Source organism: Methyloversatilis thermotolerans, from assembly GCF_000372885.1.
Lineage (GTDB): Bacteria > Pseudomonadota > Gammaproteobacteria > Burkholderiales > Rhodocyclaceae > Methyloversatilis > Methyloversatilis thermotolerans.
In genome coordinates, this window is record NZ_KB889967.1 from 2,293,260 (window position 1) to 2,316,609 (window position 23,350).

24 protein-coding genes are annotated in these 23,350 nt (G+C 65.0%); 12 read left to right on the forward strand and 12 right to left on the reverse strand.

Annotation, left to right across the window (positions count from 1 at the left end; genetic code table 11):
• The first annotated feature begins 3 nt into the window (after nucleotides 1–3).
• The 6 genes from fdhD to modC all read left to right on the forward strand — a co-directional run bounded on the left by fdhD (nucleotide 4) and on the right by modC (nucleotide 4,600).
• Nucleotides 4–861, forward strand: a complete 858-nt coding sequence (fdhD, locus tag A3Q7_RS0110110) for a formate dehydrogenase accessory sulfurtransferase FdhD (protein WP_018411753.1) — start codon at nucleotides 4–6, stop codon at nucleotides 859–861.
• 11 nt (nucleotides 862–872) lie between these two features.
• The gene (locus A3Q7_RS0110115) at nucleotides 873–1,103 is read left to right on the forward strand and encodes a formate dehydrogenase subunit delta (RefSeq protein WP_018411754.1); all 231 of its coding nucleotides are present in this window, start codon (nucleotides 873–875) and stop codon (nucleotides 1,101–1,103) included.
• Nucleotides 1,100–1,702 (forward strand): cysteine hydrolase family protein, encoded by a 603-nt coding sequence (locus A3Q7_RS0110120; RefSeq protein WP_018411755.1) that lies wholly within the window; start codon nucleotides 1,100–1,102, stop codon nucleotides 1,700–1,702. Before A3Q7_RS0110115 ends, A3Q7_RS0110120 begins: the two co-directional genes overlap by 4 nt.
• A gap of 156 nt (nucleotides 1,703–1,858) precedes the next feature.
• On the forward strand, nucleotides 1,859–2,623 hold the full coding sequence (gene modA, locus A3Q7_RS0110125; RefSeq protein WP_018411756.1) for a molybdate ABC transporter substrate-binding protein: 765 nt from the start codon (nucleotides 1,859–1,861) through the stop codon (nucleotides 2,621–2,623).
• 6 nt (nucleotides 2,624–2,629) lie between these two features.
• Nucleotides 2,630–3,316, forward strand: a complete 687-nt coding sequence (modB, locus tag A3Q7_RS0110130) for a molybdate ABC transporter permease subunit (RefSeq protein ID WP_018411757.1) — start codon at nucleotides 2,630–2,632, stop codon at nucleotides 3,314–3,316.
• 150 nt (nucleotides 3,317–3,466) lie between these two features.
• A complete protein-coding gene (gene modC / locus A3Q7_RS0110135; RefSeq protein WP_018411758.1) occupies nucleotides 3,467–4,600 on the forward strand; it encodes a molybdenum ABC transporter ATP-binding protein in 1,134 nt (377 codons plus the stop codon).
• Here the strand turns inward: modC and A3Q7_RS0110140 are convergent.
• Nucleotides 4,542–5,141, reverse strand: coding sequence for a winged helix-turn-helix domain-containing protein (locus tag A3Q7_RS0110140; protein WP_232417912.1), 600 nt, complete (start codon nucleotides 5,139–5,141; stop codon nucleotides 4,542–4,544). The genes modC and A3Q7_RS0110140 overlap by 59 nt on opposite strands.
• A 20-nt stretch (nucleotides 5,142–5,161) precedes the next feature.
• Here A3Q7_RS0110140 and A3Q7_RS0110145 point away from each other — a divergent pair, with 20 nt between their 5' ends.
• Both A3Q7_RS0110145 and A3Q7_RS19745 read left to right on the forward strand, forming a co-directional pair.
• Entirely contained in the window at nucleotides 5,162–8,554 is a 3,393-nt protein-coding gene (locus A3Q7_RS0110145; protein WP_018411760.1) for a transglutaminase family protein, read from the forward strand.
• 74 nt (nucleotides 8,555–8,628) lie between these two features.
• Nucleotides 8,629–9,033, forward strand: a complete 405-nt coding sequence (locus A3Q7_RS19745) for a YbaN family protein (RefSeq protein ID WP_051079127.1) — start codon at nucleotides 8,629–8,631, stop codon at nucleotides 9,031–9,033.
• On the opposite strand, the gene A3Q7_RS0110155 is transcribed toward A3Q7_RS19745, so the two are convergent.
• Complete coding sequence (locus A3Q7_RS0110155) at nucleotides 9,015–10,103, reverse strand: alkene reductase (protein WP_018411762.1); 1,089 nt, start codon at nucleotides 10,101–10,103, stop codon at nucleotides 9,015–9,017. The two genes, A3Q7_RS19745 and A3Q7_RS0110155, sit on opposite strands and share 19 nt — an antisense overlap.
• Nucleotides 10,104–10,222: 119 nt before the next feature.
• Entirely contained in the window at nucleotides 10,223–11,230 is a 1,008-nt protein-coding gene (locus A3Q7_RS0110160; RefSeq protein ID WP_026224693.1) for a zinc-binding alcohol dehydrogenase family protein, read from the reverse strand.
• Between the two features lie 101 nt (nucleotides 11,231–11,331).
• Here A3Q7_RS0110160 and A3Q7_RS0110165 point away from each other — a divergent pair, with 101 nt between their 5' ends.
• On the forward strand, nucleotides 11,332–12,243 hold the full coding sequence (locus tag A3Q7_RS0110165; protein ID WP_026224694.1) for a LysR family transcriptional regulator: 912 nt from the start codon (nucleotides 11,332–11,334) through the stop codon (nucleotides 12,241–12,243).
• A gap of 132 nt (nucleotides 12,244–12,375) precedes the next feature.
• Here A3Q7_RS0110165 and A3Q7_RS0110170 read toward each other — a convergent pair whose 3' ends face one another.
• The 5 genes from A3Q7_RS0110170 to A3Q7_RS0110190 all read right to left on the reverse strand — a co-directional run bounded on the left by A3Q7_RS0110170 (nucleotide 12,376) and on the right by A3Q7_RS0110190 (nucleotide 15,869).
• Nucleotides 12,376–12,672: a DUF3253 domain-containing protein gene (locus tag A3Q7_RS0110170; protein WP_157278166.1), complete on the reverse strand. Its 297-nt coding sequence runs from the start codon at nucleotides 12,670–12,672 to the stop codon at nucleotides 12,376–12,378.
• Entirely contained in the window at nucleotides 12,639–13,475 is an 837-nt protein-coding gene (locus tag A3Q7_RS0110175; RefSeq protein ID WP_018411766.1) for a sulfurtransferase, read from the reverse strand. The genes A3Q7_RS0110170 and A3Q7_RS0110175 overlap by 34 nt, the downstream gene beginning before the upstream one ends.
• A complete protein-coding gene (locus tag A3Q7_RS0110180; RefSeq protein ID WP_018411767.1) occupies nucleotides 13,472–13,825 on the reverse strand; it encodes a SpoIIAA family protein in 354 nt (117 codons plus the stop codon). The genes A3Q7_RS0110175 and A3Q7_RS0110180 overlap by 4 nt, the downstream gene beginning before the upstream one ends.
• 24 nt (nucleotides 13,826–13,849) lie before the next feature.
• Entirely contained in the window at nucleotides 13,850–14,698 is an 849-nt protein-coding gene (locus A3Q7_RS0110185) for a DMT family transporter (RefSeq protein WP_026224696.1), read from the reverse strand.
• A 67-nt stretch (nucleotides 14,699–14,765) separates the two neighbouring features.
• Complete coding sequence (locus tag A3Q7_RS0110190) at nucleotides 14,766–15,869, reverse strand: aromatic ring-hydroxylating oxygenase subunit alpha (RefSeq protein ID WP_018411769.1); 1,104 nt, start codon at nucleotides 15,867–15,869, stop codon at nucleotides 14,766–14,768.
• 189 nt (nucleotides 15,870–16,058) lie between these two features.
• Here A3Q7_RS0110190 and A3Q7_RS0110195 point away from each other — a divergent pair, with 189 nt between their 5' ends.
• Genes A3Q7_RS0110195 through dxs form a run of 3 tightly spaced genes read left to right on the forward strand, consistent with a single transcriptional unit; the run spans nucleotide 16,059 to nucleotide 19,075 of the window.
• Nucleotides 16,059–16,307, forward strand: a complete 249-nt coding sequence (locus A3Q7_RS0110195) for an exodeoxyribonuclease VII small subunit (protein WP_018411770.1) — start codon at nucleotides 16,059–16,061, stop codon at nucleotides 16,305–16,307.
• Nucleotides 16,300–17,196, forward strand: coding sequence for a polyprenyl synthetase family protein (locus A3Q7_RS0110200; RefSeq protein ID WP_018411771.1), 897 nt, complete (start codon nucleotides 16,300–16,302; stop codon nucleotides 17,194–17,196). The genes A3Q7_RS0110195 and A3Q7_RS0110200 overlap by 8 nt, the downstream gene beginning before the upstream one ends.
• Before the next feature lies 1 nt (nucleotide 17,197).
• The gene (dxs, locus tag A3Q7_RS0110205) at nucleotides 17,198–19,075 is read left to right on the forward strand and encodes a 1-deoxy-D-xylulose-5-phosphate synthase (protein ID WP_018411772.1); all 1,878 of its coding nucleotides are present in this window, start codon (nucleotides 17,198–17,200) and stop codon (nucleotides 19,073–19,075) included.
• Nucleotides 19,076–19,131: 56 nt separating this feature from the next.
• Here the strand turns inward: dxs and A3Q7_RS0110210 are convergent, their stop codons facing one another.
• From A3Q7_RS0110210 to A3Q7_RS0110225, 4 genes are all read right to left on the reverse strand, one after another.
• Nucleotides 19,132–19,755: a Crp/Fnr family transcriptional regulator gene (locus A3Q7_RS0110210; RefSeq protein WP_232417914.1), complete on the reverse strand. Its 624-nt coding sequence runs from the start codon at nucleotides 19,753–19,755 to the stop codon at nucleotides 19,132–19,134.
• Nucleotides 19,756–20,153: 398 nt separating this feature from the next.
• Nucleotides 20,154–22,733, reverse strand: a complete 2,580-nt coding sequence (locus tag A3Q7_RS0110215; RefSeq protein WP_018411774.1) for a bifunctional diguanylate cyclase/phosphodiesterase — start codon at nucleotides 22,731–22,733, stop codon at nucleotides 20,154–20,156.
• A gap of 15 nt (nucleotides 22,734–22,748) precedes the next feature.
• A complete protein-coding gene (locus tag A3Q7_RS0110220; RefSeq protein ID WP_157278169.1) occupies nucleotides 22,749–22,964 on the reverse strand; it encodes a hypothetical protein in 216 nt (71 codons plus the stop codon).
• Nucleotides 22,965–23,121: 157 nt separating this feature from the next.
• Nucleotides 23,122–23,322: a CsbD family protein gene (locus tag A3Q7_RS0110225; protein ID WP_018411776.1), complete on the reverse strand. Its 201-nt coding sequence runs from the start codon at nucleotides 23,320–23,322 to the stop codon at nucleotides 23,122–23,124.
• Between the last annotated feature and the right edge of the window lie 28 nt (nucleotides 23,323–23,350).

Here is a 23,350-nt window from a genome sequence, read left to right on the forward strand (position 1 = left end):
AGCATGGCCGACGGAGAGGTCATCGACGGGAATGCCGAAGCGGGTGGCTGCAGTGTGCCGCTGTCGGCGGATGTGCATCCCACGCAGACCCTTCGGCCGGCCACGCGTCTGCGCGACGGCCAGCGTGCGCCCGGCTTCGAGTGCGTCGCCGAGGAAGTGCCGGTTGCCATGGTCTACAACGGGCTTTCGCATGCCGTCATGCTGGCGACGCCGGCCGACCTCGAGGACTTCGGCCTGGGTTTCAGCCTGGCCGAAGGCATCATCGACCGGCGCGCCGAATTGCAGGACATCGAGGTCGCGCATCACAGCGGCGGCATCGAGGTGCGCATGCAGGTCACCCATCGCGCTTTCGAGGCACTGAAGGCGCGGCGCCGCTCGCTCGCCGGACGCACGGGTTGCGGGCTGTGCGGCGTCGACAGCCTGGCTCAGGTCGCACGCGAAGTGAAGGCGGTCACCGCGCGTCCGGCACCCGCCGCCGATGCCATCCACCGTGCTTTTTCGGCGATGGCCGACGCGCAGGTGCTGCACAAGCTCACCGGCGCTGTGCATGCAGCGGCCTGGGCCGACCTGCAGGGCGGACTGATCGCGCTGCGCGAAGATGTCGGCCGCCACAACGCACTCGACAAGCTGATCGGCGCGCTGGCCGACCAGGGCGTGGATCCGGCCTCCGGCATCGCGCTGGTTACCAGTCGCGCCAGTTATGAAATGGTGCTCAAGCTCGCCAGCTTCGGCGGCGGCCTGCTGGCGGCGATTTCCGCCCCCACCGGCCTGGCCATCGATCTGGCGAACCGCGCCGGCATCACGCTGTGCGGCTTCGTCCGCAATGGTCAGAAGGTGATCTACAGCGAACCCAAACACTGAACGGAACAGCGATGGACATACAGAACCTCGTCAAGATGGCCAACCAGATCGGTCAGTTCTTCCAGAGCTACCCCAACCACGAAGAAGCCGTGGATGGCGTGGCGGGCCATATCCAGCGCTTCTGGGAACCGCGCATGCGCAACGCCATCCTCGCCCATGCACAATCGGGCGGAGAGACCGGACTGCTGCCTCTGGTTGTGGAAGCGCTGCAGCGGGTCCACGGCACACAACAGGCGGCATGAGCGCTGCGACACCTACACTGCGCGATCTGAGCGGCCTGGACAGCTCGCCCGCGGCACTGTCGGAATCGGCGCTGATACTGATCGACTGCCAGCAGACCTATCGCGAGGGCGTCATGCAGTTGAGCGGCGTCGAACCGGCGCTGCTGGAAGCCGCCCATGTGCTTTCGCGTGCGCGCGAAACGGGCCGTCCGGTCATCCACATCCAGCATGATGCGGGTCCCGGTTCGCCGTACGACATACGCGGTCCGATCGGACGCATCGCCGCACCGGTCACGCCCGTCCCCGGCGAAGCCGTCATCACCAAGCACTACCCGAACAGCTTCGTGCAGACCGTGCTGGACGAGGAACTGAAGCGCAGCGGCATCCGATCACTCGTCCTGGTCGGCTTCATGACGCATATGTGCGTCAATTCGACCGCACGCGGCGCATTCAATCTTGGCTACCAGGTCACCGTGGTCGCCTCGGCCACCGCCACGCGCGATCTGCCCGGACCGGGCGGCGCCCTTGTACCGGCCGCCGCATTGCAGACCGCCAGCCTGGCGATGATGGGCGACCTGTTTGCTGCAATCGCACCGTCGTCAGCCGATCTGCCGGACTGATCGCCCCCTCGGCAAGGACCTGCGGGCCGGTGCGGTGCACCGGCCTTTTTCTTTCCGGTCGCAACGCGGCGCAGCATTTTTCCGGTTGTCACATCGCACAGTACGATTTTCGTCTTACGATAGTCTCCTGTATCAACATTTATATAGGAGAACACAATGCGTCGTCTGTCCTTCGTGCATCTGGTGGCCGCTTTTCTGCTGACCATGCTCGCCTCCGTGGCGCGCGCCGACACCCTGGTGGTGTTCGCGGCCGCCAGCCTGACCAATGCGCTTCAGGATATCGGCAAGAGCTTCGAGGCGCAGTCCGGCCATACCGTGAAGTACTCGTTCGCGGCGTCCTCAACGCTGGCCAAACAGATCGAGTCGGGCGCCCAGGCGCAGCTCTTCCTGTCCGCCGATGAACAGTGGATGGACTATCTGGCCGAACGCAAACTGATCGTCACCGACAGCAGGATTTCATTGCTGGGCAACAGTCTGGTACTGGTGACGCCTGCGGACAGCAAGGCCACCGTCGCGCTCGCCAAAGGCTTTGATCTGGCCGCACTGCTTGGCGACGGCCGGCTGGCCACCGGAGATCCGGCTCATGTGCCGGTCGGCAAGTACGCCCAGGCTGCGCTCACCCATCTGGGCGTGTGGCGGATCGCCGAACCCCGGCTGGTACGCGCGGATTCGGTGCGTGCTGCGCTGGTTCTGGTCGAGCGCGGCGAGGTACCGGCGGGCATCGTCTATTCGACCGACGCAGCGGTCACGCCCAAAGTGCGCGTCGCGGCCACCTTCCCTGCTGACAGTCATGCGCCGATCACCTATCCTGCGGCCATCATTGCGGGGCAGGATTCCGCCGCGGCCCGCGCTTTCTACACTTATCTGCGCAGCGACGCGGCCAGCACCGTGTTCAAGCGCTACGGCTTCAGCGTCAAGTAGGAATCAATGGACGGAATCGCGTGGGAAGCCCTGTTGCTCAGTCTCAGGGTCGGTCTGACCAGTACGCTGCTGTGTCTGCCCTTCGCCGTCGGCGCAGCGTGGCTGCTTTCCCGTACCCGGCTTCCGGGCAAGGCGCTGCTCGACGGCATCGTCCATGCGCCGCTCGTGCTGCCTCCTGTCGTCATAGGCTATCTGCTGCTGATCACCCTGGGCACGCGAGCGCCGCTGGGCGCCTGGCTGAAGGCGAATTTCGGCATCCAGCTCATATTCACCACGGAAGGCGTGGTGGTCGCAGCGGCCGTCATGTCCTTTCCGCTCATGGTACGCGCCATACGGCTTTCACTGGACGCGGTGGACCAGGGCCTGGAGCTGGCCGCCCGCACATTGGGCGCCAGTCGTCTGGACGTGCTGTTCACCATCACCTTGCCGCTCATGCTGCCGGGCATCCTGTCCGGATCGATGATGGCCTTCGCCGCCAGTCTGGGCGAGTTCGGCGCCACCATCACCTTCGCATCCAATATCGAGGGGGAAACCCGCACCCTGCCACTGGCGATCTACACGGCTACCCAGACACCCGACGGCGATGCGATCGCGCTTCGCCTGGTCGGACTGTCCATGCTGCTCGCGGTATCGGCGATCACGCTGTCGGAATGGCTGCACAGGCGCACCCAGCGCTGGCTCGGACGGTCGTGACCGCAAGAACTGCCGCCGATCGGCGACAGCGCGCATGCAGGACAGGGTTGTCAGGCAGTACGGCGCAGCGCGCTTGGCGGGACGGCTCGCCAATCACTCACCAGGCAGGGTTTTCTGCACGGTGGCACGCGGTCAACCAAGGTTTTCACAATGATAGAACTGCATTTCCGCAAGAAGCTCGGCGCGCTCGATTTCGCGGTGGACGTCAGCCTGCCGTCGCGCGGCGTGACCGCCTTGTTCGGTCGCAGCGGCGCCGGCAAGAGCAGTCTGATCAACGCGGTGGCAGGGATACTTGCACCGGATCACGGACGCATTGCGGTCGACCAGCGGGTGTTCTTCGACAGCCAGGCCCGCGTCAACCTGCCAATCGAAAAACGTGGCATCGGATACGTGTTCCAGGATGCGCGTCTGTTTCCACATCTTGATGTGGCGGCCAACCTGCGTTACGGCCTGCGGCGGGCGCGAGGACCGGTGCGCACCGACTGGGACAGCGTGATCGGCGTGCTTGGCCTGTCACACCTGCTCACGCGACGGCCTCACCTGCTGTCGGGCGGCGAGAAGCAGCGAGTCGCGCTCGGACGCGCCTTGCTCAGCCAACCTTCACTGCTGCTGATGGACGAGCCGCTGGCATCGCTGGATGCCCCGCGCAAGGCGGAGGTGCTGCCCTACATCGAACGCCTGGCTGGCGAATTCGGGCTGCCGGTGCTGTATGTGAGCCATTCCATCGAAGAGGTGACGCGTCTGGCCGATCACCTGGTCATCGTCGCCGAAGGTCGTACCGTGGCCAGCGGGGAACTGGCGGATGTGATGGCCCGCCCGGAACATTCGACGCTGATCGGTCGGCACGAAGCCGGCTCGGTGCTCGAATGCACGGTAGCGCAACACAATGATGACTACGCGCTCACAACCCTGCACTTCGCCGATGGTCAGTTGCGGGTGCCGCGCGTCGATCTCGACCCCGGATCCGCGGTGCGCGTGCGCATCCAGACCCGCGATGTGACCCTGGCCCTGTCCCGGCCGATGGATGTATCGATCATGAACAAGCTGCCCGGTCGCGTGGTCGGCATCACGCCGGAGGATGGCCCTTACGCAGAGGTCGTAGTGGATCTCGGCAGCAGCACGCTCCGCTCGCTGGTCACGCGCGAATCGTGTGACCGCCTGGGGTTGCAGCCGGGAACCCCGGTATGGGCCCTGGTGAAATCGGTGGCGCTGGACGGACGCGGCATCAGCAAGCGTCAGAGCGCTGCGAAGGCAGCGTCCCCTCTGCGTGCCGTTGCGGATTGACGGCGTCTTCGAGTTCGACAAGCTGAAGAGCGACCGCGTCCCTGGTTCTCCGTTCGGCGGCCCGGAACAGCGCGATCACGCGCTCGCCGAACGCGGTCAGCTCCGCGCCGCCGGCGCCCTGCGAACGCCCGGGGAAGGTGCGCACCACGGGTTCGGCAAACATCTGGTTGAGATCATCGATCATGAGCCAGGCCTTCCGGTAAGCCATGCCCATGGCACGAGCAGCGCCGGATATCGAACGTTCCCTGGCCAGATGTTCGAGCAGGTCGATCTTGCCCGGGCCCAGCTCACCGCCATTGCGCAGACGCAGACGAAGTGATGCGCCGCCGACCTGTGTCAATTCCTTGGACATGTCGCGAGTGTAGCCTGAACCTGCCCGTCCTTCGCGCAGCTTCCGCCTTGCCGCCCATCCGGGCGCACGCCGGACTGCGCCGTGCACCATATTGGTGCCATCAATCCCGGAGTGCATGATGACAAGCGGGAAAACAGGCATTTGCCGGCAAGCATGGTAATTGCTTCGAAGGATGGGCCGCTCCTTCAAACCCGCCGCCGGAGAACGTCGTGTCCATTCACGTCGCGCTGAACCATGTCACTCACTATCACTACGACCGGCCGATACTGCTCAGCCCTCAGGTCGTGCGGCTGCGCCCGGCGCCGCATACCCGAACGCCGGTACTGTCCTATTCCCTCAAGGTCACGCCGGCCGAGCACTTCATCAACTGGCAGCAGGACCCGCAATCGAACTATCTGGCGCGGCTCGTGTTTCCCGAGCGCACCCGGTCGCTGAAGATCGAGGTCGATCTGGTCGCCGAAATGTCGGTGATCAATCCCTTCGACTTCTTCCTTGAACCGGAAGCGGAAAAGATTCCCTTCGCCTACAACCCTGAACAGACGCACGAACTGGCGCCTTATATGGTCAGGCTGCCGCTCGGGCGCGACAACGCGCCGCGCTTCACGCACTGGGTCGACAACGCCCGCGCGATGTGCGATGGCGGGCGCGCAAGCGTGGACTTTCTGGTTGCGCTGAACCAGCAGTTGCAGAACGACATCCGTTATCTGATCCGGCTGGAACCGGGTGTGCAGACGCCGGAGGACACGCTGCAGAAGGCGAGCGGTTCATGCCGCGATTCGGCATGGCTGCTGGTGCAGGTACTGCGTCACCTCGGACTGGCGGCGCGTTTCGTGTCCGGCTATCTGATACAGCTCACGCCGGACGTGAAATCGCTCGACGGTCCCAGCGGACCGGAGGCCGACTTCACCGACTTGCACGCATGGTGCGAGGTCTATCTGCCCGGCGCCGGCTGGATCGGGCTGGACCCGACGTCCGGCCTGTTCGCGGGCGAAGGCCACATCCCGCTGGCCTGCTCGCCAGCACCGTCTTCGGCCGCGCCTGTCAGCGGTTTCGCCGAGAAGTGTGAGGTCGAGTTCGCGCATCACATGAAGGTCGAGCGGGTATGGGAAGCCCCTCGCGTGACCAAGCCCTATTCGGACGAACAGTGGTCGCGTATAGAACATCTGGGCCATCGCATCGACGTGGATCTGAAGCGTCACGATGTGCGGCTCACCATGGGCGGCGAACCGACCTTCGTGTCGGTCGATGACCGCGATGGTGCGGAATGGAATACCACGGCGGACTCGCCACCCGATCGCCCGTCCAAGCGCCTGCTCGGCGCATCGCTGCTGTCGCGGCTGAAGGCGCGCTACGCGCCCGGCGGCCTGCTGCACTATGGCCAGGGCAAGTGGTACCCCGGAGAGCAGTTGCCGCGCTGGTCGCTCACCCTGTTCTGGCGCCGGGACGGCGAGCCGATGTGGACCGACCCCGGTCTGTTCGCCGATGAATCGGTCGACTACGCGCTGACAGAAGCGGATGCCGCGCGTTTCCTGGAGCAACTGTCCTCACGGCTCGGCATCGACGCAAAGCACGTTTTCCCGGCCTATGAGGACGTGTGGTACTACCTGTGGCGCGAGCGCCGCCTGCCGGTGAATGTCGATCCTTTCGATGCGCGGCTGGATGATCCGCTGGAACGCGAACGCGTTCGCCGCGTGTTCGACCAGGGACTGGATGCCGTGATCGGCCATGTCCTGCCGCTGGCGCGCACTGCGGATGGCAGCGCCTGGCAGAGCGGGCCGTGGTTCCTGCGGGCCGAACGCTGTTACCTGGTACCTGGCGATTCACCTCTGGGCTACCGTCTGCCTATCGATTCCCAGCCGTGGACCGCGGCCACCGACTACCCCTGGGTGCATGCACCGGACCCGATGGCACCGCAAGGACCTCTGTCGCCCTGGCGGGATATCGCCACCCGCATGCAGACGCCGCTGGCCGACCTGACCGCCGATCGCGCGCGGCGCCTCGGCTATGCGCCAGAAGGCCCGGGCAGCCACCCGGGCGATGCCGCGCGCGGCGACCGGCAACCGGGCCCGTTCGAATCGGCCGCATGGATCACGCGCACGGCCCTGTGTACCCAGGTCAGACATGGCGTGATGTACATCTTCATGCCGCCGCTGTCCTCGCTCGAACATTACCTGGAACTGGTGACCGCCATCGAGGCGACCGCCGCCGATTGCGGCCACCCGGTGATACTCGAGGGCTACGAGCCTCCGCGCGATGCACGCGTCGAGGTGCTGCGCATCACGCCGGACCCGGGTGTGCTGGAAGTGAACATCCAGCCCTACCACTCCTGGGACGAAATGGTGGCGGGCACCACCTTCCTGTATGAGGCCGCACACGAAACCCGGCTCAGTACCGAGAAGTTCATGCTGGATGGCCGCCACTCGGGAACCGGCGGCGGCAACCACTTCGTCCTTGGCGGCGCCACTGTGGCCGATTCGCCCTTCCTGCGCCGACCCGACCTGCTGCGCAGCCTGATCAGCTACTGGCACAACCATCCGGCTCTGTCCTACCTGTTCTCCGGACTGTTCATCGGACCGACCAGCCAGGCACCACGCATCGACGAGGCCCGCAACGATGCGGTGTACGAGATCGAGATCGCTTTCGGCGAGATACAGCGACGAACCCGGGACATGGGTTACACGCCCCCCTGGCTGATCGACCGCATCCTGCGCAACCTGCTGGTCGATTCCACCGGCAACACGCATCGCACCGAGTTCTGCATCGACAAGTTGTTCTCGCCCGACGGTCCGACCGGACGTCTCGGCCTGCTGGAGATGCGCGCCTTCGAAATGCCGCCGCACGCGCGCATGAGCCTCACCCAGCAATTGCTTCTGCGCGCACTGATCGCCCGTTTCTGGCAACAGCCCTACGCGCCGCGCCGACTGAAGCGCTGGGGCACCGAACTGCATGATCGCTTCATGCTGCCCTACTTCGTATGGGACGATCTGCGCGATGTGGTCGACGAATTGCGCGCTTTCGGCTATCCGATGGAACTGGACTGGTTCGCGCCGCATTTCGAGTTCCGCTTCCCGAAGATGGGCAGCTTCGCCGCGCGCAATGTGAATGTCGAACTGCGCAGCGCGCTCGAACCGTGGCATGTGATGGGCGAAGAAGGTGCGATCGCCGGAACCGTGCGCTATGTCGACTCCTCGGTCGAGCGTCTGCAGGTGAAGGTGACCGGCCTGATCGACGATCGCCATGTGCTGGCGGTGAACGGACGCCGCGTCCCGCTCGCGCCGACCGGCCGCGTCGGCGAATTCGTCGCTGGCGTGCGTTACCGCGCGTGGCAGCCGCCGACCTGCCTGCATCCGACCATCCCGCCCCACAACCCGCTGGTATTCGATCTGGTGGACAGCTGGATGCAGCGGTCCATGGGCGGCTGCCAGTATCACGTCGCTCATCCGGGCGGGCGGAATTTCGAAACCTTCCCGGTCAATGCCTACGAAGCGGAAGGACGGCGGCTGGCACGCTTTTTCGCGATGGGCCACACCCCCGGACCGGTGTCGGCGCCGCCGGAGGAACGCAACCCGAACTTCCCGTTCACGCTGGACCTGAGGCGCTGAAGGCGTGGCGAGGCGGCGAGCGGGACGCCGGTCAGTACGGCACAATGCAGGCTTCGCACGCTGAATGAGCCGTCTTGATTCACTGGACCCGCCAGTTGCTGTGGCGCCTGCTCGCCGCGCTGTCCGTCGCGCTCGGCGTGATCGGCGCCTTCCTGCCGGTCATGCCCACCGTGCCCTTCCTGCTGCTGGCTGCCTGGGCGGGCGGGCACGGCTGGCCGGAGCTGGAAGCCCGACTGCTCGCGCATCCGAAATACGGCGCTTACATTCTCGACTGGCGCCGGCACGGCGCCATACCCAGGCGGGCGAAGTGGCTGGCCAGCGTGATGATGTGCAGCAGCGCGCTCATGCTGTGGTTCAGCCCGCTGCCTGCGTGGCTGCGCGGCACTGTCTGGCTCATCCTGCTGGTCGTGGCCTGCTGGATGTGGACGCGCCCTGAACCGCCGGGCGCGCCATCCTCGGATCAGGGCAGTGCCGGATAGTCGGTGTAGCCCTCGGCGCCGCCGCCATACAGCAGTTCGGCACGCAGCGGATTGAGCGGCGCGTTCTCGCGCAGCCTGCGCACCAGATCCGGGTTGCTGATGAAGGGACGTCCAAAAGCCACCGCATCGGCAGCGCCATCGGCCACCACCTTGGTCGCGGTGGGCGCGTCATAGCCATTGTTCACGATCCAGCCCCCGGCGAAGGACTGCTTCAGCGCCGCGTAGTCGAAAGGCGTGACGAGGTCGGCCGGCGCGCGTGCGCCACCGGTCTCGCCTTCGATCATGTGCACGAAAGCCAGCCCCAGCGGCGCGAGTTCGCGTATCAGGTGGCCGTAAAGCGCCTGCGGATCGCTGTCGCGCGGCGTGTCATTGAAGGTGGTGACCGGTGACAGCCGGATGCCGGTGCGTGCGGCACCGATCGCGCCCGCCACCGACTTCATGATGTCCACCACCAGTCGGGTCCGGTTGGCGATGGAGCCACCATACGGGCCGCTGCGGTCGTTCACGCTGTCGCGCATGAACTGGTCGAGCAGATAGTTGTTCGCCGCGTGCACCTCGACCCCGTCGAATCCGGCTTCGATCGCGTTGACCGCGGCGCGGCGATAGTCTTCGATCAGGTCGGGAATCTCGTCGTCGCGCAAGGCGCGCGGCGCCGAGGTATCGACGAAACCTTCGCGGGTGAAGGTCTTGGCATTCGGCCGGTGTGCGCTGGATGACACCGGCTGCGCGCCATCGGGCAGCAGAGAGCTGTGTGAAATGCGACCGACATGCCACAGTTGCAGCACGATGCGTCCGCCGCCGGCATGCACCGCGTCAGTCACCTTGCGCCAGCCGGCGACCTGCTCCGGCGAATGGATGCCCGGCGTATCGAGATAGCCCTGCCCCATCGGCGAAATCTGCGTCGCTTCGGCAATGATGAGGCCGGCGCTCGCGCGTTGCCGGTAGTACTCCACGGTGAGCGGTCCGGGTACATTACCGGCCTGTGCCCGGTTGCGCGTGAGCGGCGCCATGACGATGCGGTTGGCCAGAGCGATGTCGCCCAGTCGGGTCGGTTCGAACAGCGTGGTCATGTGATCTCCAGAAAATCGCCCGCACGGATGCGCAGGCATGTTTGTTGTATGACACGTGCGGCCGCGCCGCATGACGATCGGGCGGATGTGCCCGCGCGGTCCGCATCGAGATGATGGCGTCAGAAACCCTGCAGCACGATCTTTCCGCGCGCCCGGCCGCTTTCGAGCAGGGCGTGCGCACGCCTGAGGTTGGCCGCCGTAATGACGCCGAAGTGCTCGCCCAGCGTGCTGCGCAGTAGGCCGGCATCGACCATGTCGGCCACCTGATCCAGCAGGCGGCCCTGCTCGGCCATGTCCGACGTCTGGTAGAGCGAACGGGTGAACATGAGTTCCCAGTGCAAGGACAGGCTCTTGCGCTTGAGCGCCAGCAGGTCGAGCGGCTGTGCCGGGTCGTCGATCAGTCCCAGCTTGCCCTGCGGCGCGAGCGCCTCGACCAGTTGGGCGTAATGGTGATCGGTCTGGGTCAGACTGGCGGCATGGGTGACCGATTCGAAGCCCGCCTCGCGCAGGGCCTGCGCCAGCGGCTGGCTGTGGTCGATCACCGTGTGCGCGCCAAGCTGTTCGACCCAGGCGCGGGTTTCCGGCCGCGATGCGGTGGCGATCACGGTGGTGCGGGTGAGCGCGCGTGCGAGCTGGATCATGATGGATCCCACGCCGCCAGCTGCGCCGACGACGAGCAGGCGGCCTTCGGCGTCACGCAGTTGCAGCCGGTCGAACAACAGTTCCCAGGCGGTGATGGCGGTCAGTGGCAGCGCGGCGGCCTGAGCGAAATCCAGCGTGGCCGGCATGCGGCCGACCACGCGCTCATCGACCGGTTGATACTCGGCGTTGCTGCCCTGACGGGTCAGGTCGCCGGCATACCACACGCGGTCGCCCGGCCGGAATCGCGTCACCTGCGCCCCGACCGCCTCGACCACACCCGCTGCATCCCAACCGAGAACGCGCCCGCTGCCATCGGCTGGCGGCGCGTGAAAACGGCGCACCTTGGTGTCGACCGGATTGACCGCGACGGCCTCTACCCGCACCAGCAGGTCACGACCGGTGGCGTCGGGCACAGGCAGTTCGACGTCGATCAGACTGTTGTCATCCTCGATCGGCAGGTTGTGGCGGAAGACGATGGCTTTCATGCGGGACATCCCAGGGCATTTGGATGGATGGCATGGTACGTACCTGGGGCTCGATTGATAATTCCGGTACGGTTCACATCATCTTCAAACATGGATTGAAAATGAATCCGCTGGATCTCACCCTGTCGCAACTGCAGCTATTCGTGCGGATCGCCGACGCCGGCTCGCTCAGCGCAGCCGCCCGCCAGTTGCAGCTGACGCCCGCTGCCGCCAGTGCCGGACTCAAGCGGATCGAGTCCGCGTTCGGGACGCGGCTGGTCGAGCGCTCGACACGCTCCATGCGCCTCACGCCGGAGGGCGAGGTGCTGCTCGAGCATGCGCGACGCGCGCTGGGGGACATGGATGACGCCCGTGCATTGATCGGCGCAAGCGGCGAGGTGCTGAGTGGCGATGTCCATGTCGCCGCACCGTCCGATCTTGGGCGGGGTCTGGTGTCGAGCCTGCTGGACCGCTTCATCGAACAACATCCTGAACTGCGTCTGACGCTCTATGTGTCGGACACGCTGCAGGATCTTGTGCGCGAGCGGGTCGATCTGGCGATACGCTACGGCGACTTGCCGGATTCGTCGCTGGTGGCGCGCCGCCTGCATCTGACGCCGCGCGCGCTGGTCGCCTCGCCCGACTACATCGCGCGTCATGGCGTGCCGGCGCATCCATCGGAACTGGCGCATCACAACTGCCTGGCGCTCTATCGCAGCGGGCGACCCCACCTGTCGTGGTCATTCTCGCGCGACGGCGAAGACCTGACCGTGCGGGTACAGGGCAACCGGCTGGCCTACGACGGCGCTCTGGTTCGGCAATGGGCGCTGCAGGGACTGGGCATCGCCACCAAGGCAAGACTGGACATCCTGCAGGACATCGCGGCAGGTCGGCTGATCGAACTGCTGCCCGACTGGCGCGGCGAACTGTTTCCGCTGCACGCCATGCTGCCCGCCGGCCGCCACATGCCGCTGCGCGTGCGACGGCTGCTCGACTTCCTCGGCGAACAGTTCGCGCGGCTGGAATCCACCTGAAACCGCCGCGCACAGCGGTCCGCGTAGCGGCGCGCGCGCCCGCCATGGAGGGTCAAGGACGCTTGGGGCGGCCCGGCGCGTCCTGATGCAAGCCCCCCCGGTCGGGCTGCGCCCGCCCTCCCCCCGTGGGGGTCAAGGACGCTTGGGGCGGCCCGGCGCGTCCTTGAGCCTCACCCGTATCGGACCAAGCCAGTCGGCGTCGGGATCGAGCGGGTGACCACGCTGTGTAATGACTACGAGGCCTTCGCGAGCGAGGCGGCGGGCAAGGTCCTTTACTGCAGGCATGAGTGGTCGCCAATCGGCCGCGCAGGCACGCGCGACTTCGGACGGACAGATGGAAGCACCGCCTGAGCGCGCGGCCAGCAGCGCGAGCAGCGCGGTGCGCAATTGCTCGATCAGCGCGCCATCGGACGGGCCGGATCGCTGCACCACTCGCTCCACGATCCGGGGTAGAGCCGGGCGCCGTGCAGGCCCGCCACTTCGAGCGCCAGCAGATTATGGCAAGCGGTTACGCCGCTGCCGCACTGCATGACCAGGGTGGCAGGATCGCGGCCGCCTATCAGTTCGCGCCATTCGGCGCGCAACACGTCGGCCGGCTTGAAGCGGCCGTCTTCCCCCAGATTGAGCTTGAAGAAGCGGTTCAGCGCACCAGGAATGTGGCCGCCGACCGGATCCAGCGTTTCGTTCTCGCCGCGGAAACGATCCGGCGCGCGCGCATCGACCAGCAGGCGGTCACCGCCCTCAAGGTTGGCCCGCACCGCATCAGCATCGAAAACAGGTTCGATCGCGGCGAGAGGATAGGTCGCGGGCGGCAATGTGTGCACCGTCGTGTCGATGGCGCCGCCGGCGGCAATCCACGCCTGCAGCCCGCCGTCCAGCACCGACACATCGCGATGTCCGACCCAGCGCAACATCCACCACAGGCGCGCGGCATACATGCCGCCCGCATCGTCATATGCGACCACGCGATGCCGGGGGGTGATGCCACGTTCGCCGAGCAGGCGGACGAAACCCTCGGGGGACGGCAGCGGATGGCGCCCGTTGCGCCCCGTCTTGTCGCCGGACAGATCGCGGTCCAGGTGCATGAACAGCGCGCCCGGAACATGTCCCTGCTTCCAGGCGTCCTCGCCGGCATCGGTCAGACGCAGATCGTGGCGGCAGTCAACGATGACCCGCTGCGGGTCGGAAAATGTCGCCTTCAGCTCGGCCGCCGATATCAGCGCCGATGTCACGGCGACTCCTCCAGCCAGGCGCGCGCGATCACCTCATCGTCGAACACGCTCACCTCGGCATCGACGAACACCTGCGACAGCCATGCTGTCATCGCAACCCAGGGGCTGCCCGCAAGGACCGCGATGCGTCCGAAGTCGTGACTGTGGGCGCGCGCGAAACGCAGTTCTTCCAGCGCCATGTCCAGCGTGAAATCGGTCATCTGGCGCAGATCGATGAGCAGGTTCACCACCCCTTCGAACTTGATGCGGTAATTGACCAGTTCCTCGAATTCCTTGTAGTCGGCCACCGTGAATTCGCCGAACGCGGTCACGGTCACGAGCCGGCCACCATGGTCGGTGGTAATCATCATTCGCCTCCTGTGTTGATATCCGGACTATAACTTCGCCGACGGCGGATGGAGCAGCGCCAGCACCCCGCTGGCGACGATCAGTGCCATGCCGGCCCAGACCACGGCGGCTGGCGCTTCGTTCCACAGCAGCAGGCTGAACAGCGTTGAGAACGCCACCGTGGTGTAGGCAAGGCTTGCCGACACCAAGGTAGGTCCGCCCTTGTAGGCCGCCGTCATGCATAGTTGCGCGGCCGCGCCGAAGCTGCCGACACCGGCCAGCAGCAGCAAGGTACCGGGTGCCGGCCAATGGAAACCGCCGTCGACCAGGGTCCACGCCGCTGCGATCAGCGACGCGCACAGCGAAAAGTACAGCACGATGCGCCATTCGGGTTCGCCCAGCCGGCCAAGGTCTCGCACGCTGAGGTAGGCCATAGCCGCGATCAGCCCTGAAGCCAGGCCGCACAGCCCGCCCAGCCATTGATCGGCCGCCATCGATGGCTGCAGCACCAGAACGACGCCGACAAAACCGAGCAGCAGCGCACTGCCCACCGGCCGGGACAGTTCGCCGCGCGAGGTCAGACCGAGCCAGGCCGCCATGAACAAGGGTGAGGTGTAGTTCAGTGTGACAGCGGTGGGCAACGGCAGCCACGCGATGGCCTGGAAATACAGGACGAGAGAAACACCGCCCGACAGGCCGCGCTTCAGATGGACCGATGCATGGGGTGTCGCGAAACGCGCACCGCGCAGCTTCATGAACACGCCTATCAACAGCAGCGAAATGAAGGAACGGTAGAAGGCAATTTCAGCCGCGGGCAGCGCCTCGCTGGCCAGCTTCACGCACACGCCCATGGACGCGAACAACACGCTGGCCAGCAGCATCCACAAGGACTTCATCGCGCGCGGTGCGGTCAAAAAAACAGGGCACCGCGGTGCCCTGTCATGGATTCATGCGATACATCCCTCACAGGTAGTCCGCCATCTCGCGGCGGAACCATTCGTGGAAATGCTGCATGCCGTCCTCCATGGGGGACTGGTAAGGACCGACCTCGGAGCGCCCCTGCTTGAGCAGCGCCCGCCGGCCGGCGTCCATGCGCTCGCCGATCTCGTCGTCCTCGCGCGCGGTTTCCATGTAGGCGGCACGTTCAGCTTCAATGAATTCGCGCTCGAACAGCACGATTTCCTCGGGATAGTAGAACTCCACCACATTCATCGTCCGGTCCAGCGACTGCGGGTACAGCGTACTCACGACCAGCACGTGCGGATACCACTCGACCATGATGTTCGGGTAGTAGGTCAGCCAGATCGCACCATGCGGCGGCAGCTCGCCTCGGTAGAAGTCGAGCACGGCGCGGTGCCACTTCTCGTAGGTCGGCGAGCCGGGTCGCGCCAGTCGATTGTTGACACCGACCCTCTGCACTGAATAGTGCGGCGCGAACTGCCAGCTCAGGTCATCGCAGGTCACGAACTTGCCCAGCCCCGGGTGGAAGGGCTCGACGTGGTAATCCTCGAGATACACCTCGATGAAGGTTTTCCAGTTGTAGTTGCACAGGTGCATCTCTACGTGATCCAGCATGTAGCCGGAAAAATCGAGGTCCCGCGCCACCTGCATGCCGGCCAGATCGGACACGATGTCGCGCTTGCCCGCGAACAGCAGTCCCTTCCAGTTCTGCAGCGGCTGACGCTTCAGATTCAGGCAGGGTGTGTTGGGAAAATGCGGCGCGCCCAGCAGTTCGCCACGTGTGTCGTAGGTCCAGCGGTGGACCGGGCACACGATATTGGGCGTGTTGCCGCGCCCCTTCATCATGATGGCCTGCCGGTGGCGGCAGACATTGGACAGCAATTCGACGCCGGATTCGTTGCGCACCAGCATCAACGCGTCGTCGGCCCAGCCCAGTGTGTGATAGTCCCCGACCGTGGGTACCATCAACTCATGGCCCACGTAGCCCGGGCCATTATCGAAAAGCACGCGCTTTTCGAGTTCGAACAGCGCTTCGTCAAAGTACCAGGAAACCGGAAACTGCGATTGAGCCGGCTCCAGGCGGGTAATGGACTGTATATCGGACATTCCCCAACCCCTGCGTCAAAGTTGGAAAACCGCGTGTCTCCCATCGCGGACCCCGCCGCGCAACGCCCATGGACGTGCCGGCGATGCACGCAAACGCGTGACAAAGCCGGTCAGTATAGCGCCTCGGCGGTTTGACCGACTGATACATATCAGCTATTTTTCAACGTTTACCCGAAGCTCCCCGTACGCATGATCCGAAAAGCCGACACGGCGTCCACGCCCGCCAGCTTCGAGCAGGCCATCGAAGAACTGGAATCCATCGTGCGGGCCATGGAAGACGGCAAGCTGCCCCTGGATGGCGCACTGGATCGTTACCAGCGCGGCGTCGAGCTTGTACGTTTCTGCCAAGAGGCGCTGAATACCGCCGAACAGAAGGTGCAGATTCTCGAGGAAGGTCTGCTCAAGGACTTCAGCACCGGGGATCTGCGCGATGAGTGATACCGCAGCCGGCTTTGCCGACTGGATCATCAACGTCCAGACCCGCACCGAGCGCGCGCTCGAGCACTTCCTGCCAGCCTCGGTGCTTGCCCCGCAGCGGCTGCACGAGGCCATGCGCTATGCCGTGCTGGGCGGCGGCAAGCGCGTACGCCCGTTGCTCGCGCATGCGGCGGGCGAGTTCGCAAGCGCCCCCCCCGAAGCGATCGATGCAGCCGCCTGTGCGGTCGAACTGATACACGCCTATTCCCTGGTACACGACGATATGCCGTGCATGGACGATGACGTGCTTCGACGCGGCAAACCGACCGTGCACGTGCACTACGACGACGCCACCGCCCTGCTGGTCGGCGACAGTCTTCAGTCTCTAGCCTTCCACCTGCTGGCGGAACATTGCCCGGTTGCGCCGGAAAGACGCGTGACCATGGTGAATCAACTGGCGATCGCATCCGGTTCGCGCGGCATGGCGGGCGGCCAGGCGATAGACCTCGCTTCGGTCGGTGTGGCGCTGGGCGTGCACGAACTCGAGTACATGCATATCCACAAAACCGGCGCACTGATCCGTTGCGCCATCCGGCTCGGTTATCACTGCGGTGAAATCGAAGTAGACGCGGCCGCGCGTCTGGACCACTATGCAGCTACCGTCGGCCTTCTGTTCCAGGTGGTCGACGACGTGCTCGACTGTGAAGCCAGTACCGAGGCGCTGGGAAAAACCGCGGGCAAGGATGCTGCCGCGAACAAACCGACCTATGTCAGCACGCTGGGACTGACGGGCGCGCGAGAGCGCGCCCGCGAGCTGCACGCCGAAGCGCTGGACAGCCTGTCCTCGCTCGGCGCTCCCGCCCGCCGCCTGCGTGAGCTGGCGGATTTCGTGCTGACGAGGAAGCACTGACATGGACAGATCCTTGCACACCGCGAGCGCTTATCCCTTGCTCGAGAAAATCGACAGCCCGGCCGACGTGAGGTCGCTTGACAACCGGGAACTGCTGCAGCTTGCGACCGAACTGCGCGCCTTCCTGGTGGAATCCGTGTCGCGTACCGGCGGTCACCTGTCCTCCAACCTGGGCACCGTGGAACTGACGGTGGCGCTGCATCACGTCTACAACACGCCACACGATCGCATCGTATGGGACGTCGGCCATCAGACCTACGCGCACAAGATCCTGACCGGCCGGCGCGAAGGCATGGCCACCTTGCGGCAGTACAAAGGGGTGAGCGGCTTCCCGCGCCGCTGCGAGAGTGAGTACGACACCTTCGGCACCGCACACTCGTCGACCTCGATCTCTGCGGCACTGGGCATGGCGATCGCGGCCCGCGCGCTGGGTCAGCGGCGGCACAGCATCGCCGTGATCGGCGACGGCGCAATGACCGCCGGAATGGCCTTCGAAGCCCTGAACAATGCCGGTGTCGAGGACGCCGACCTGCTGGTCATCCTCAACGACAACGACATGTCGATCTCGCCACCGGTCGGTGCGCTCAACAAGTACCTGACCCGCCTGCTGTCCGGCCACACCTACAATGCCGCCCGGCGCGCGGGTGCCCGGGTGCTCGAAATCGCCCCTTCGCTGCGCGAATTCGCCAAGCGCGCCGAGGAACACGTGAAGGGCATGATCACGCCCGGCACCCTGTTCGAGGAATTCGGATTCCACTATTACGGTCCGATCGATGGTCACGATCTCGATGCACTGATTCCGACTCTGGAGAACCTGCGCGAACTGCCCGGCCCCAAGTTCCTGCACGTGATCACCAAAAAGGGATACGGCTACAAGCTGGCCGAAGCCGACCCCATCCTCTATCACGGCGTAGGCAAGTTCGATCATGAGGCGGGCATCGAGACCGGCAAGGGCGGCGGCAAGCTCACTTATACCCAGGTATTCGGCGACTGGCTGTGCGACATGGCGGCCCGTTCGGACCGTCTGATGGCGGTGACGCCGGCGATGCGCGAAGGCTCCGGCATGGTGCGCTTCGCCGAGGAATACCCGAAGCGCTACTTCGATGTGGGCATCGCCGAACAGCACGCCCTCACTTTCGCGGCGGGCTTGGCCTGTGAAGGCGTGAAGCCGGTCGTCGCCATCTACTCCACCTTCCTGCAGCGCGCCTACGATCAACTCATTCACGACATCTGCCTGCAGAACCTGCCGGTCATGATGGCGCTGGACCGCGCAGGTCTGGTGGGAGCGGATGGCGCCACGCACCATGGCGCCTTCGACCTGTCCTATCTGCTCTGTCTGCCGAACATCGTCGTCATGACGCCGAGCGACGAGAACGAATGCCGGCAGATGCTTTATACCGCCTATCTGCACGAAGGGCCAAGCGCTGTGCGTTATCCGCGCGGCAGTGGCCCGGGCATCGCGCCGCAGAAGGACATGCAGGCGCTGCCTGTCGGTCGTGGCGAGCTTCGTCGCAGCGGACAGGGCCGCCCTGCCTTGCTCGCCTTCGGCGCGATGCTGGCGCCGGCTCTGGCGGTGGCGGATGAATTCGACGCCAGCGTCGCGAACATGCGCTTTGCCAAGCCACTGGACCAGGCACTGATCCTCGAACTGGCGGCCCGTCATGCACTGATCGTGACGCTCGAGGAAAACGCCGTGATCGGAGGTGCGGGCAGCGAGGTCGAGCGCGTGATCCACGAGGCCGGGCTGAGCTGTCGCGTGCTGCGCATAGGGTTGCCGGACCGTTTCGTCGACCATGGGGATCCCGCGCAGTTGCATGCGGAAACCGGACTGGATGCAGCTGGCGTACGCCTGCGCGTCCGGGCCGCTCTCGATCGGTAAGGCCGGACTGCGAGCCACGGCTGCGATTGCGGCTCGTGCGGCGCGTCCGCCCCGGGTCAGGTCGGCGTGCGTTCCGGCAGTAACCGTGCATATTCGTTCTTCACCACCCGGTAGCACTCGCATGTGCGCTGCTCGAGCCCGGTCCTGTCAAGCACATGGATATGACCGCGGGCGTAATGGATCAGGCCGATCTTCTGAAGCTTGAGTGCCGCTTCCGTCACGCCTTCCCGACGCACGCCAAGCATGTTCGCGATCAGCTCCTGGGTCATGATCAGTTCGTCGCCCGGCAGCCGATCGAGGCTCAATAAGAGCCAGCGGCACAGTTGCTGATCCAGCGTATGGTGGCGATTGCAGACGGCGGTCTGCGCCATCTGGGTGATCAGCGCCTGCGTGTAGCGCAGCAGCAGATGCATGACAGGCCCGGCGCGATTGAACTCCTCCTTCAGCACCCGGGCACTCAGACGCACGCACCAGCCCGCACTCTGCACGACGGCACGGCTTGGCGTCGACTCGCCGCCCATGAACAGCGAAATTCCGACGATACCTTCATTGCCGACCACCGCAATCTCGGCCGACGCACCGTTCTCCATCACATAAAGCAAGGACACGATCGCGCTGACCGGAAAGTACACATGGCTGAGAACGCGGCCCGATTCGCAGATCACCGCGCCGAGCGACATGTCGACCCACTCGAGATGAGGCTGCCAGCGCAGCCATTCGGCTTCCGGAAGCACCGCCAGCAGGCGATTGATCCTTGGATTGTCAGGGGGCACGTTCGACCTGCTCAGGCAAGAGTGATGATCGATCGGGCACGCGCGTCTGCCCGCAACCGGAAAGCATCTGGATCAAATATAGCAAGTGATCGCCGGAATGCTGTGTTCGATAACGAACACAAGCCGCACAGTGATGCGCACCGGCTCACCGGGCACGCACACCTGAGGATGGTGCCGGCAGGCACCCACCTGAACTGGAATGGATAATGAGGTGGACGCGAATCCCTTCGGCGGGGCAGCCACGACAAGCGGTGTGGAATCGCTGGCAGCCGGAATGCGCACCAGCCCCCCCCGGACAGACAGCCTCACTGCTGCGGCAGGCGTGAACCGCCGCTCGCAGCGGCATCGCCAGGTCGGACCGGTACAGCGCCCGAGAGCAGTGCGACGATGCTGTCGGGGCCAGCCGGGCGGCCCAGCAGATGCCCCTGTCCGACATCGCATCCCAGTACGCGCAGCAGGGCCAACTGCCGCTCGCTTTCGACGCCCGGTGCGATCACCTGCGTGCGAAGATGTGCAGCCATGCCGATCAGCGCCCCGACGACGCCACCGTCGCCCGGGTCTGAATCGAGGTCGCGCGTGAAGGACTGGCTGATCTTCAGTGCGTCAAACGGCACTCGACTGAGGAGGCCCAGGCTGGAAAAGCCTCCGCCGAAGTCGTCGAGAACGACCTTCACACCCAGACACTTGAGCGACTTCATCGCAAGGGAGGAAAGGTCCGCGTTCTGCATGAGGCGGCTTTCCGCCACTTCGATTCCGAGCAGATGCGCCGCAACGCCGGTCTCGCGAAGAATGAGTGCAACGCTATTGGCAAAATCCGGATGCCATAACTCGAGTACCGAGACATTCACGGAGACCGGCACGACATCGAGCCCGAGGTCCTGCCAGGTACGCAATTGCCCGCATGCCTCGCGGATCACCCACTGCCCTATCGGTATGCTCAGACCGCACTCCTCCGCTATCTGCATGAATTGGGAGGGGTGAGTCAGACCCTGCTCAGGATTACGCCAGCGCAACAGAGCCTCGACCCCCACCATCGAACCGGATACGAGGCTCATCTGGGGCTGATAGTGCAGGAACAGATCATGCTCGAAGAATGCCCGACGAAGGCTGGCTTCGACCCGCGTGCGATGCACCGCGTTCGCATTCATACCGGGCGTGAAGAACTGACAGCGGTCGCGGCCCTGAGCCTTGGCGTGGTACATCGCGGTGTCGGCATTGCGCATCATGGCGTCGGCGGTCGCCCCGTCGTCCGGATACACGCTGATGCCCACACTCAGAGTGACGCACAGTGCGTGTCCGGCGATCTGCTGGGGTTCCGAGAAGGCCTGAAGCACCTTCTCGGCAACGCCTGCGGCATCCTGCGGCCGTTCGATCTCGGCCAGCAGGATGACGAACTCGTCACCACCCTGGCGGCAGACGGAATCGGTGGTGCGCACACAGCCCACCAGTCGTCCGGCGACGTGCTGGAGTACCTGGTCGCCGAGAGCATGACCAAGCGAATCATTGATGCGCTTGAAGTGATCGAGGTCGATGAACAGCAGTGCAACCTGTTTGTGATGTCTCGCCGCCTGACCGATGGCCTGGGCCAGGCGCTCGGTCAGCAAGGCGCGGTTCGGCAGCCCGGTGAGGAAGTCGTGCTGCGCCATGTGCGCCATGCGCATGGTCACGGCACGGGACTGGCTGACATCATGGAACACGATCACCGCACCGGTCACCTTGCCTTGCCGGTCATGTATCGGTGCCGCCGAATCCTCGATCGGCAATTCGACACCATCACGACGGACAAGCAGACAATCCATCGCCAGGCTGACCGTCCTGTCCTCGGCAACGGCACGCTGCGCCGGATTGACGGCCACCGCTCGCGTCGTCCCGTCGATCACGTAGAATACCTCGGTCAGCGGTTTCCCCAGCGCGTCGATTGCCGTCCAGCCGGTCATCGACTCCGCCATGCGATTCAGGTAGCTGACACGGCCGGACAAGTCCGTAGCCAGCACTGCATCGCCAATCGAGTTAAGCGTGACCTGTGCCCGCTCCTTCTCGTCGAAGAGCGCCTCCTCCGCCCGCTGCAGTACCGCCTCGGCCGCCTTGCGTCCGGTGATGTCCTCGACAGTCTGCACACAGCCCTGGAGCACACCACCATCCATCATGAAGGAGGCATGCAGACGCGTCCATACGACGCTTCCATCGTCGTGCAGAAGGCGCATGTCTTCTCCGAACGGAACCCCCATCCGTCGCGCTGCAGCCCATGCCCGCTGCACGCGCACACGATCATCGGGATGAATGAAATGGCTCCAGTGCACGCCGGCCGTCTGTCCGGAATCGAATCCGGAAATGGAGAGGAACGCTGCGTTGGTGTAGGTGCACTTCCCCTGTGGATCGGTGACCAGTATGCCGAGCGGACACGCGCTGCTGATCGCACGGAAGCGCGCCTCGCTGATGCGCAGAGCCTGTGCGGCTGCGCGTCTTTGCATCGCGTGATCCACCGCGCGCGCCAGCCAGTGCGCATCACAGTGCGCATCGGTGCGGCCGCGAAGCAGGAAGTCGTGCGCGCCGCGCCGCAGCGCCTCGCGCGCCTGTGCCTCGGCGCCGGACTCGACCAGCACCAGAACCAGCGCTTCCGGCGCGAGCACGCGTATCTGCTCGCAGGTGTCAAGGGCATCAAAAAAAGGGAAGGCGAGATCCAGCAACACGACGGCGACGCCACCCTCGGCCAGACGTGTACGCGCATCAGCAAGCGTCGTGACGCACTCGACCAGATATGGGCGTCCGGTCATCACGTGTGCCTGTTCCGCTTCAAGCGCGTTGCGCAGCCGCCCGGCATCCTGAGCATCCGCATGTATGATCAGCACGCGGGTCATCGCCGCATCGATGTCGTGGGCATCCATCGCGCATCTCCGGGCTCAGGGCAGGCGCTTGAGGCGCACATTGCCTTCCCAGATGCAGCTCATCGAGCCGCAGCGGTAGCGGTGGACGGACACGAACATGTTGATGAACAGGTCCATGAAATTGCGTTGTACGCGGTAGGCGGCGCGCCCGCAGCGGGGGCACGGGATGCCTTTCGCGTAATGGCCGGAATCGTCGCTGCGTCCGGCCCGGCCGATAGCGGGTGTATTCATCGGAATCTCCGTCTCGTCTCGAGTGCCGACGGTGGCCCGGTTGGCCGAACCGACCGCCGGCTGCGAAATCGCCGATTCGCCGTCCTCACGGCGCTTCTTCTCCATCACGCCAGTCGGCGCGGCGAAGCTCGGCCCCGGAGGACGATTTTCCCGGCGCTTACTTGTGCAGGATTTCGAAGCGTTCGATCTGCCGCTCCGCCTGCTCCTTGGTAAGGCCGTAGGCCTCCTGGATGCGGCCCGACAGTTCCATGCGCTTGCCGGCAATCATGTCGAGCTCATCGTCGGTGAGCTTGCCCCAGCGCGCCTTGACGGTGCCCTTGAATTGCTTCCAGTTGCCTTCAACAGTGTCCCAGTTCATATCGGATACCCTCTCTCTGATTGACACA

Bases quoted from the DNA above. Each gene is read 5' to 3' on its own strand.
- A3Q7_RS0110115 (WP_018411754.1), top strand. From the start codon at position 873: ATGGACATACAGAACCTCGTCAAGATGGCCAACCAGATCGGTCAGTTC.
- A3Q7_RS0110180 (WP_018411767.1), bottom strand. From the start codon at position 13,825: ATGATGATTACCACCGACCATGGTGGCCGGCTCGTGACCGTGACCGCG.
- A3Q7_RS0110195 (WP_018411770.1), top strand. From the start codon at position 16,059: ATGATCCGAAAAGCCGACACGGCGTCCACGCCCGCCAGCTTCGAGCAG.
- dxs (WP_018411772.1), top strand. From the start codon at position 17,198: ATGGACAGATCCTTGCACACCGCGAGCGCTTATCCCTTGCTCGAGAAA.
- A3Q7_RS0110185 (WP_026224696.1), bottom strand. From the start codon at position 14,698: ATGAAGTCCTTGTGGATGCTGCTGGCCAGCGTGTTGTTCGCGTCCATG.
- A3Q7_RS0110155 (WP_018411762.1), bottom strand. From the start codon at position 10,103: ATGACCACGCTGTTCGAACCGACCCGACTGGGCGACATCGCTCTGGCC.
- modA (WP_018411756.1), top strand. From the start codon at position 1,859: ATGCGTCGTCTGTCCTTCGTGCATCTGGTGGCCGCTTTTCTGCTGACC.
- A3Q7_RS0110165 (WP_026224694.1), top strand. From the start codon at position 11,332: ATGAATCCGCTGGATCTCACCCTGTCGCAACTGCAGCTATTCGTGCGG.
- modC (WP_018411758.1), top strand. From the start codon at position 3,467: ATGATAGAACTGCATTTCCGCAAGAAGCTCGGCGCGCTCGATTTCGCG.
- A3Q7_RS0110160 (WP_026224693.1), bottom strand. From the start codon at position 11,230: ATGAAAGCCATCGTCTTCCGCCACAACCTGCCGATCGAGGATGACAAC.
- A3Q7_RS0110215 (WP_018411774.1), bottom strand. From the start codon at position 22,733: ATGGATGCCCACGACATCGATGCGGCGATGACCCGCGTGCTGATCATA.
- A3Q7_RS0110220 (WP_157278169.1), bottom strand. From the start codon at position 22,964: ATGAATACACCCGCTATCGGCCGGGCCGGACGCAGCGACGATTCCGGC.
- A3Q7_RS0110200 (WP_018411771.1), top strand. From the start codon at position 16,300: ATGAGTGATACCGCAGCCGGCTTTGCCGACTGGATCATCAACGTCCAG.
- A3Q7_RS0110120 (WP_018411755.1), top strand. From the start codon at position 1,100: ATGAGCGCTGCGACACCTACACTGCGCGATCTGAGCGGCCTGGACAGC.
- A3Q7_RS0110225 (WP_018411776.1), bottom strand. From the start codon at position 23,322: ATGAACTGGGACACTGTTGAAGGCAACTGGAAGCAATTCAAGGGCACC.
- modB (WP_018411757.1), top strand. From the start codon at position 2,630: ATGGACGGAATCGCGTGGGAAGCCCTGTTGCTCAGTCTCAGGGTCGGT.
- A3Q7_RS0110210 (WP_232417914.1), bottom strand. From the start codon at position 19,755: ATGTCGCTCGGCGCGGTGATCTGCGAATCGGGCCGCGTTCTCAGCCAT.
- fdhD (WP_018411753.1), top strand. From the start codon at position 4: ATGGCCGACGGAGAGGTCATCGACGGGAATGCCGAAGCGGGTGGCTGC.
- A3Q7_RS0110190 (WP_018411769.1), bottom strand. From the start codon at position 15,869: ATGTCCGATATACAGTCCATTACCCGCCTGGAGCCGGCTCAATCGCAG.